We start from the raw sequence: 7975 nt of genomic DNA, 5'->3' as shown, positions 1-7975 counted from the left end.
CCCCCGCACCCCGAGTTCCCCCCTCACGTCCCGAACTCCCGCTGTGTACGCGCACGTTCACGAAAAGGAAGCACACATGAGTGAAAAGCCGCTCGCCGGAATCAAGGTGATCGACTTCACCGGGGTCCAGGCCGGTCCCGCCTGCACGCAGATGCTCGCCTGGTTCGGCGCCGACGTCCTGAAGGTGGAGCGCCCCAACGGCGGTGACGTGACGCGCCGTCAGCTCAGGGACATCGAGGACCTGGACGCGCTCTACTTCACGATGCTCAACAGCAACAAGCGCTCCCTCGCCATCAACACCAAGACCGCCGAGGGCAAGGAGGTCCTGGAGAAGCTCATCAAGGACGCCGACGTCCTGGTGGAGAACTTCGCCCCCGGCGCCCTGGACCGCATGGGCTTCACCTGGGAGCGCATCCAGGAGCTCAACCCGCGCCTGATCTTCGGCTCGGTCAAGGGCTTCAACGACCAGTCGTCCTGGAACGACCTCAAGGTCTACGAGAACGTCGCCCAGTGCGCGGGCGGCGCCGCCTCCACCACCGGCTTCTGGGACGGCCCGCCCACCATCTCCGGCGCCGCCATCGGCGACACCAACACCGGGATGCACCTGGCGATCGGCATCCTCACCGCGATCATCGACCGCGGCAAGACCGGCCGGGGCCAGAAGGTGTCCGTCTCCATGCAGGACGCCGTGCTCAACCTGTGCCGGGTCAAGCTGCGCGACCAGCAGCGCCTGGAGCGGGTCGGCCATCTGGAGGAGTACCCGCAGTACCCGAACGGCGAGTTCACCGACGTGGTGCCGCGCGGCGGCAACGCGGGCGGCGGCGGCCAGCCCGGCTGGGTCCTCAAGTGCAAGGGCTGGGAGACCGACCCGAACGCGTACATCTACTTCACCGTCCAGGAGCAGAACTGGAAGCGCACCGCCGAGGTGATCGGCCACCCCGAGTGGGCCGAGGACCCGGAGTACGCCACCGCGCGCGCCCGCCAGTCGCACATCTTCGAGATCTTCGAGGAGATCGAGAAGTGGCTCGCGGACAAGACGAAGTACGAGGCGGTGGACATCCTGCGGGAGTGGGAGGTGCCCTGCGCCCCGGTGATGAGCATGAAGGAGATCGCCTACGACCAGGACCTGCGCAACAGCGGCACGGTCGTCGAGGTGGAGCAGAAGGGCCGCGGCACGTACCTGACCGTCGGCAGCCCGGTGAAGTTCTCCTCCTTCAAGCCGGAGATCGTCGGCGCCCCGCTGCTGGGTGAGCACAGCTCCGAGGTCCTGGTGGAGCTGGGCTACGACGAGGAGACCATCGGCCGGCTCAAGGAGAGCGGCGTCATCGTCTGACGCGGAGCCGACGCGGAAGCGGCCGTGACCCGGAGGTCACGGCCGCTTCCGCACGGTCCGGCGGGGTTCAGACCGTCGTCGTCTCGGCCCGGCGCCGCATCAGCTCCCGCTCCCGCTCGCGCCGCGCGGTGACGTCCCGGATGACCGCACCGCAGTAGGGGCTGCCGTCGGGGCCCGACAGGAGCACCACGCTGAACTCGATGGACAGCTTGCGGCCGTCGGCCGCAAGCGCGGGCACGTTCAGCAGGTCGGCGTCGCCGTACTTGCTGGACCCCCGCTCCATGGCCGCGTCGAAGCCTTCCTGGTGCCGCTTGCGGTGCCTCTCGGGAATGATGACGTCCAGGCTCCGCCCCGCCACGTCGGCCGCCGAGAACCCGAAGATGCGCTCGGCCCCCCGGTTCCAGTAGCGGATCAGCCCGTCCCTGTCGATGATCACTATGCCGTCGGGTGCCTGGTCCGACATGCCCAGCACCACCGCGGAATCCAGATCTTCCATGTCGCCTCCGAGCAGGGGCCGTTTGGTGGTCAACAGTATACAGAATACTGTCGGCATGGCCTCTCTCCGGAGGGATATGCAGGTGAAGGCCACTCCGAAAGCTTGGTATTGTTGTCCATGTCGCCGCGGGGAACACCCCCGTCAAGGCGGCAGACACCTGGTCCGGGTGGCGGAATGGCAGACGCGCTAGCTTGAGGTGCTAGTGCCCTTTATCGGGCGTGGGGGTTCAAGTCCCCCCTCGGACACTCACATCGCACACCCCCTGTGTCGGCCGAACTTCGGTCGGCACATTTTCTGTTTTCAGCCGTCCCCGACTCCCGTCCGCAGCAGGACCGAGCGTCCTCAGGACCGGCGCCCCGGGCCGCTGCGCACCGGCGACACCTCGTCCCGGGTCGCTCGCGCTCGATCAAAGGTCCCGCGCGAACCCGCCAGGGTGACGATGACCGGTTCGCTGCGGTGCCCGGGGTCCGGCGGCTCATCGTGGGAACCACTCGTGCGAGGAGGGAAGATGGACGCCGATGTCATCGTGGTGGGCGCCGGGCCGGCAGGACTGATGCTGGCCGCCGAGCTGAGGCTGCACGGCGTGCGTCCGCTGCTCGTGGAGCAACTGGCCGAGCCGTCCGCGGAACCCAGAGCACGCGGCATCGGCCCGCTGGCGGCCGAGGCACTGCGGCGCCGGGGCCTCGACGAGCCGCTGCGGGCGCACCAGCCGCGCGGACTCTCCGACCGCAGACGTGACCACGGCAGCGAGAAGGGCCACTTCGCCTGGATCCACAAGATCGACCAGCAGCTCCAGGAGGAGCCGGACCGGGCGGGCGCGCTGATCTGGCAGCCCGACCTGGAGCGCGTACTCGCCGACCACGCGGAAGCCCTGGGGGTCCGCGCCCACCGGGAACACGTCGTGACCGGCGTCGAGCAGAGCGCGGACCGGGTCACCGTCACCTGCCGGACCCCCGCCGGGGAACGGCGCCTTGCGTCCGCGTACGTGATCGGCTGCGACGGCGGGCGCTCGGCCGTCCGCAAGCTGACCGGCTTCGCCTTCCCCGGCACCGAGCCCCTCATGGTCGCCCGCCGGGCGCGCGCCGACGTCGTCTGCCCCGCCGGGCTGCCGCCCACCGGACGCACCCCGACCGGCACCCTGTTCCACGCCCCGGGCATGGTCGGCACCTTCGACTTCGAGGACGTTCGCACCGACACCCGGGCACCGGTCACCGCACAGGAACTGGAGGCCAGTCTGCGCCGGGTGGCGGGCGCCGAGGTCGAGGTCACCGCGGTCCACCAGGCCATGCGCTTCACCGACCAGGCCCGCCTCGTCCCGTCGTACCGCAGCGGCCGGGTGCTGCTGGCCGGCGACTCCGCGCACGTCCACTCGCCGAACGGCGGTCAAGGGCTGACCCTGGGCCTGCTGGACGCCGCCAACCTCGGCTGGAAGCTCGCGGCGACCCTGCGGGGCACGGCCCCCGAGGGACTGCTGGACACGTACACGGCCGAACGCCGACCCGTCGCGGAGGCCACACTGCACAACACGCGGGCCCAGTCCGCGCTGATGCGGCCGGGACCGCACACCGACGCCCTGCGGGACATCGTCTCCGACCTCATGGACATCCCCGAGGTGAACCGCTACTTCGGCCGGCTGCTCAGCGGACTGGACACCCGCTACGCCCTGCCCCACGCCGGCCCGGACGCGCACCGGCTGACCGGTGCGCACTGCCCCGACCTGAACCTGCGCCCGGCCGCGTCCGACGGTACGGCCGCCACCACCCTCGCCCGGCTCGCCGAGCAGGGCGGACCCGTCCTCGTCCACACCGGGCAGCCCCAGGTGGAGCGGGCGGCCCGGCCCTGGCACGGCGTCCTCCGCACCGCTCGCGTGGCCGCGATCGAGTACGACGACCTGTCCGCGCTGCTGGTGCGGCCCGACGGAGTGATCGCCTGGGCCGCCGGGACGGACGGCCCTGCGGACGCCGACGGTCTGGAGCGCGCGCTGCGCGCGTGGTTCGTTCCGTCCGACCGTCAGGAGGCCGTGGCGCGGTGAACCGTCAGTCGATGCCGCGGCAGATGTGCGGCTCGGCCTCGTCGTCGTCCCCGGCGAGCAGGAGCGGCGGCGGCTGCACCGGCTCCTGACCGCGGGCCGGGCTGTCGTCGCTGCTGAGGGCCTCGTCCATCCGAACTCCTCCGATGCTCCGCGCCACCCGTACGGGCAGGTCCCGTACGGCCGGGCTCTAACGAGCCGCTGACGATCGTCCAGCCGTCCCCGACACGGGGTCGCCACGCTGTCCGTGTGCGTGACCGACCGACGACAGGGGAGTGGGCATGGCCGGGTTCTCACCTCGCGGGACGGTCCTGAAATCTCTCGGCAGGGCTCTCGTGCGCTCCTTCGTGGCTCTCGGATTCCTCCACCTGGCGGCCCCCGACGCCTGGGAGGCGATGGCGGAACTGCGGCGCAGGCAGGCGGAGAAGGACGCCCCGCCCGCTCCCCTCGCCCCTCCGGCGGACGGTCATCCCGAGCGGCTCTGCCCCGAACTTCCGCTGAGCCCGCTGGAGCGCGAACTCGACCGGGACCTGTTCCCGGCCCGCTCCCGGCGGCGCGCGAGGTGAACACGCGTCAGGCCGACGGGACGGGGCGGAACAGCTCCTCGCGGACCACGATCTCCCGGTTGCCGAAGGCCAGTCGGTCCAGCACGGCCCGGTAGGCCGGCGTGCGGGAGACGAGGGCCGCCACCTTCGGGCGGACCACCGACGCGAGGCCTCCCGCGGACAGCATCACCTTGCCCTGCATCGCCTGGATCTTCATGATCCGTTGCACGTCCCGCCGGCGGTCCGCCACATACCGCCGCAGCGGCTCGGACCCGTCCCCGCCGCCGTGCAGCGACGACATGAGGGCGGGATGCGCCGCCACGGCGTCCTGAACGGCCAGGTTGATGCCCTGGGCGCCGATCGGGCCGTGCGTGTGCGCGCTGTCCCCGACGAGGAGCAGCCCCGGCCGCGTCCACTCCCTGGCGACGCCCGAGAAGACGTCGAGCAGCGAGAGATCCCTGAACGAGGTGATCTCCGCGTCGATCCGCTCCGCCTGGTCCGGTACGGCCGCGCCGAGCCGCGCCTTGATGTGGTCGAGGCCCCGGGCCGCGAGCTCCTTGTACCCGTGGTGCGGCAGAGTCCAGCCGATCTGGAGCTGCCCGGGGTGGGAGGCGTAGGCCAGAACCGGGTTGCCGCCGGCGCGGAAGATCCGTACGTCGGTCGGTACGGGGCCCTCGGAGCTCAGCTTGAACCAGAGCACGTCCTGGTCGAAGTCCTCGAACCGGTCGTAGCCCACCCCGGCCAGTTGCCGCACCTTCGAGTACCGGCCGTCCGCGCCGATGACGCAGTGGGCGTGCACCATCAGATCGCCGTCCGGACCGCGGCCGAGGATGCCCCGCACCCGCTGCCGGGTGTCCGAGATCAGCGCGGTGCAGCGGGCGGAGCCCAGGTGGGCGAAGCCGGGGTAGCGGGAGCACTGCTCCAGCAGTTCCTCCAGGACGTGCCGCTGCGGGATGCTGAGCAGGCAGTTGAAGGGGCCGGGCAGCCGGCGGTAGTCGCCGTTGATCAGGACCCGGCCCTTCTCCTCCAGCAGGAAGCGGTCGTGCTCGTGGCAGCCCCGGGCCCGCGCGCCGTCCAGGACGCCCAGTGCGGCCAGGAGTTGCTGGCCCCCCGGCTGGAGGATCTCCCCGCGGTACTCGCGGTCCAGCGACCGCAGCTTCTCCACGACGGTGACCCGGGCTCCGGAACGCAGCAGGAGCAGCGCGAGGGTCAGTCCGGCGGGTCCGCCGCCGACGATGCAGAAGTCGGTCCGTGTCTCCGTCACCGCGCGCCTCACACGTCGAGGGTGACGTCGTACTCGGTGAGCCAGGCGTTGAGCCACAGCGCCATCTCCAGGCTCCCGCGGTCGTACGGCCGGCTGACGTCGCCCAGCGGTCCGGCCAGCGCCTTCGCCGCACGGGACCGGTCGAGCAGGGGGGCCACGGGGGAGTCCGGGGCGGCGAGCACGTCGGCCAGCTCGGTGCGCAGGGCCTGTTCGTAGATGGGGTCCTGGGTGGCCGGGTAGGGGCTCTTGACCCGTTCCAGCACCGAACGGGGCAGCAGGTCGGCGGCCGCCGCCCGCAGCAGGCTCTTCTCCCGCCCGTCGAACGACTTCATCGCCCACGGGGTGTTGAAGACGTACTCGACGAGCCGGTGGTCGCAGAACGGCACCCGGACCTCCAGGCCGACGGCCATGCTCATCCGGTCCTTGCGGTCCAGCAGGGTCTGCACGAAACGCGTCAGGTTGAGGTAGCCGACCTTGCGCATCATCCGGTCGTCCGCGCTCTCACCGGGCAGCCGCGGCACCTCGGCGAGCGCCTCCTGGTAGCGGTCCTGGCGGTAGCCGGGGAGGTCGAGCTTGTCGAGGAAGCCCTTGTCCAGCAGCGCCAGGCCGCCGAAGTAGCGGGCGGAGCCCGAGGTCAGCCAGGGGAAGGTGTCCGCCTTGACGGCGGCGGGGTTGCGGAACCAGCGGTAGCCGCCGAAGAGTTCGTCCGCGGCCTCGCCGGACAGGGCCACCGTGGAGTGCTGTTTCACCGAGCGGAACAGCAGGTACAGCGAGGGCCACATGTCGCCCCAGAACGCCGGCGGCTGGTCCACCGCGCGCAGCACCGAGGCGCGCAGGGCGGGCTCGGCCAGCCCGGCGCTGTCCAGCACGACCTCGGTGTGCCGGGTTCCCACGTGGTCCACCAGGTCGTGGACGAAGGGGGTGTCGCGCATGCCGCGCACCGCGTCGGGCTGGAACCGGTCGGCCGCGTCCGCGAAGTCGACCGAGAAGGACCGTACGGCTCCCAGTCCGCGGGCCGCCGAGGCGCGGGCGGCGAGAGCGGTGACGGTGGAGGAGTCGAGGCCACCGGAGAGCAGCAGGCACAGCGGTACGTCGGAGACGAGCTGGCGGGCGACGACGTCCTCCAGCAGCTCCCGTACCGTGGCGATGGTCGTGGGAAGGTCGTCGGTGTGCTCGCGGGCCTCCAGGCGCCAGTACGTGTGCTTGCGCAGGCCCTGCCGTCCGACCCGGACGAACTGGCCCGGCCGCACCTCGTACATGCCCGCGAAGACGGCGGCTTCGGGGGTCTTGACCATGTCGAGGATCTCGCACAGGCCCTCGGCCGACACCCGGCGCGGCGCCAGCGGGTTGGCCAGGATCGCCTTGGGTTCGGAACCGAAGAGGACGCCGTGCTCGGTGGGCAGGTAGAAGAGGGGCTTGACCCCCATGCGGTCGCGCAGCAGCAGGAGTTCCTCGGTGCGGGTGTCCCAGATCGCGAGGGCGAACATGCCGTTCAGCCGCCGGGCGAGATCCGGGCCCCACTGGAGATAGCCGCGCAGCACCACCTCGGTGTCGCCGGCGGTCCGGAACCGGTGGCCCAGGGTCGACAGCTCCGCGCGCAGCTCACGGTAGTTGTAGATCTCGCCGCAGAAGGTGAGGGACGCGAGGGTGCGGCCCTCGTCGTCCTCGGCCGTCATGGGCTGGCGACTGCCCTCCAGGTCGATCACGGCGAGCCGCCGGTGGCCGAGCGCCGCGTGGCCGTCGATCCACAGTCCCTCGGCGTCGGGCCCGCGACAGGCCATGGTCCCCGTCATCGCACCCGCCCGGGCCGATTCGTGCGTCAGGTCGCGCTCGAAGTCGATCCATCCTGTGATGCCACACATCGCTGTCTCCCTCGGAAGAAGTCGTCGGCAGGCACCGCCGTCCGCGTGCGGCCGGGCGGTGCCTGGGCGACGAGCGGTAGGAGCGGGCGGTCACACCCGCTCGGTGAGCCCCGTGCTGACCAGGTCCACCAGTTGCCGGGGCGTCCTGATCTCGGCGACCACGTCGTCGGGCAGTTCGACGGAGTAGTCGCGCTCGATGCGGCTCACCGTGTTGAAGAGGGCGAGCGAGTCGTATCCGAGGTCGGTGAACTGGAGGTCGAGGATGTCGCCGTCGAGGTCGACCTCCTCGTCCTCGCCCGCGCACTCGCGCAGCAGCTGAACCAGGTCCTTGATCTCGAACGTGGTCATGTGGGTTTCCTTTCCGGGTGAGGGGGTCGCGTCCGCCCGCCCGGGGGGGGCGGACGCGACCGCCTCACGCGGAGAGGAAGCCCAGGGCGGAGTTGAAG

The 7975-nt window shown here is 71.3% G+C and carries 8 protein-coding genes and 1 tRNA gene; 4 read left to right on the top strand and 5 right to left on the bottom strand.

Annotation, left to right across the window (positions count from 1 at the left end; all coding sequences use genetic code 11):
• Positions 1-76 precede the first annotated feature (76 nt).
• Complete coding sequence (gene frc, locus AOJ26_RS19350) at positions 77-1333, top strand: formyl-CoA transferase (protein WP_053849570.1); 1257 nt, start codon at positions 77-79, stop codon at positions 1331-1333.
• Between the two features lie 67 nt (positions 1334-1400).
• On the opposite strand, the gene AOJ26_RS19345 is transcribed toward frc, so the two are convergent.
• Positions 1401-1829 carry a PAS domain S-box protein gene (locus AOJ26_RS19345; protein WP_053849571.1) on the bottom strand — a complete coding sequence of 143 codons (429 nt, stop codon included), beginning with the start codon at positions 1827-1829 and terminating at the stop codon, positions 1401-1403.
• A gap of 160 nt (positions 1830-1989) precedes the next feature.
• Between AOJ26_RS19345 and AOJ26_RS19340 the strand changes: the two genes are divergently transcribed.
• Together AOJ26_RS19340 and AOJ26_RS19335 are read left to right on the top strand one after the other, a co-directional pair.
• Positions 1990-2074: transfer RNA gene (locus tag AOJ26_RS19340), tRNA-Leu, on the top strand.
• A 263-nt stretch (positions 2075-2337) separates the two neighbouring features.
• Positions 2338-3861, top strand: a complete 1524-nt coding sequence (locus tag AOJ26_RS19335; protein ID WP_053849569.1) for an FAD-dependent monooxygenase — start codon at positions 2338-2340, stop codon at positions 3859-3861.
• Positions 3862-3865: 4 nt separating this feature from the next.
• On the opposite strand, the gene AOJ26_RS44930 is transcribed toward AOJ26_RS19335, so the two are convergent.
• Positions 3866-3991: a hypothetical protein gene (locus AOJ26_RS44930; protein WP_256979425.1), complete on the bottom strand. Its 126-nt coding sequence runs from the start codon at positions 3989-3991 to the stop codon at positions 3866-3868.
• 148 nt (positions 3992-4139) lie between these two features.
• On the opposite strand from AOJ26_RS44930, the gene AOJ26_RS19330 reads away from it, so the two are divergent.
• Entirely contained in the window at positions 4140-4424 is a 285-nt protein-coding gene (locus AOJ26_RS19330; protein WP_143663495.1) for a DUF6059 family protein, read from the top strand.
• A gap of 7 nt (positions 4425-4431) precedes the next feature.
• Here AOJ26_RS19330 and AOJ26_RS19325 read toward each other — a convergent pair whose 3' ends face one another.
• From AOJ26_RS19325 to AOJ26_RS19315, 3 genes are all read right to left on the bottom strand, one after another.
• The gene (locus AOJ26_RS19325; RefSeq protein WP_053849567.1) at positions 4432-5667 is read right to left on the bottom strand and encodes an FAD-dependent monooxygenase; all 1236 of its coding nucleotides are present in this window, start codon (positions 5665-5667) and stop codon (positions 4432-4434) included.
• 8 nt (positions 5668-5675) lie between these two features.
• Positions 5676-7529, bottom strand: a complete 1854-nt coding sequence (gene asnB, locus AOJ26_RS19320; protein WP_053849566.1) for an asparagine synthase (glutamine-hydrolyzing) — start codon at positions 7527-7529, stop codon at positions 5676-5678.
• Positions 7530-7619: 90 nt separating this feature from the next.
• Positions 7620-7877 (bottom strand): acyl carrier protein, encoded by a 258-nt coding sequence (locus AOJ26_RS19315; protein ID WP_053849565.1) that lies wholly within the window; start codon positions 7875-7877, stop codon positions 7620-7622.
• Positions 7878-7975 lie beyond the last annotated feature (98 nt).

Source organism: Streptomyces sp. NRRL B-24085 (genome assembly GCF_001282115.1).
Classification (GTDB): domain Bacteria; phylum Actinomycetota; class Actinomycetes; order Streptomycetales; family Streptomycetaceae; genus Streptomyces.
This window is presented reverse-complemented; position numbering and strand designations above follow the sequence as displayed.

Coding starts and splice junctions, on each gene's coding strand:
- AOJ26_RS44930 (WP_256979425.1), bottom strand. CDS start 3,991: ATGGACGAGGCCCTCAGCAGCGACGACAGCCCGGCCCGCGGTCAGGAG.
- AOJ26_RS19315 (WP_053849565.1), bottom strand. CDS start 7,877: ATGACCACGTTCGAGATCAAGGACCTGGTTCAGCTGCTGCGCGAGTGC.
- asnB (WP_053849566.1), bottom strand. CDS start 7,529: ATGTGTGGCATCACAGGATGGATCGACTTCGAGCGCGACCTGACGCAC.
- AOJ26_RS19345 (WP_053849571.1), bottom strand. CDS start 1,829: ATGGAAGATCTGGATTCCGCGGTGGTGCTGGGCATGTCGGACCAGGCA.
- AOJ26_RS19335 (WP_053849569.1), top strand. CDS start 2,338: ATGGACGCCGATGTCATCGTGGTGGGCGCCGGGCCGGCAGGACTGATG.
- AOJ26_RS19330 (WP_143663495.1), top strand. CDS start 4,140: ATGGCCGGGTTCTCACCTCGCGGGACGGTCCTGAAATCTCTCGGCAGG.
- frc (WP_053849570.1), top strand. CDS start 77: ATGAGTGAAAAGCCGCTCGCCGGAATCAAGGTGATCGACTTCACCGGG.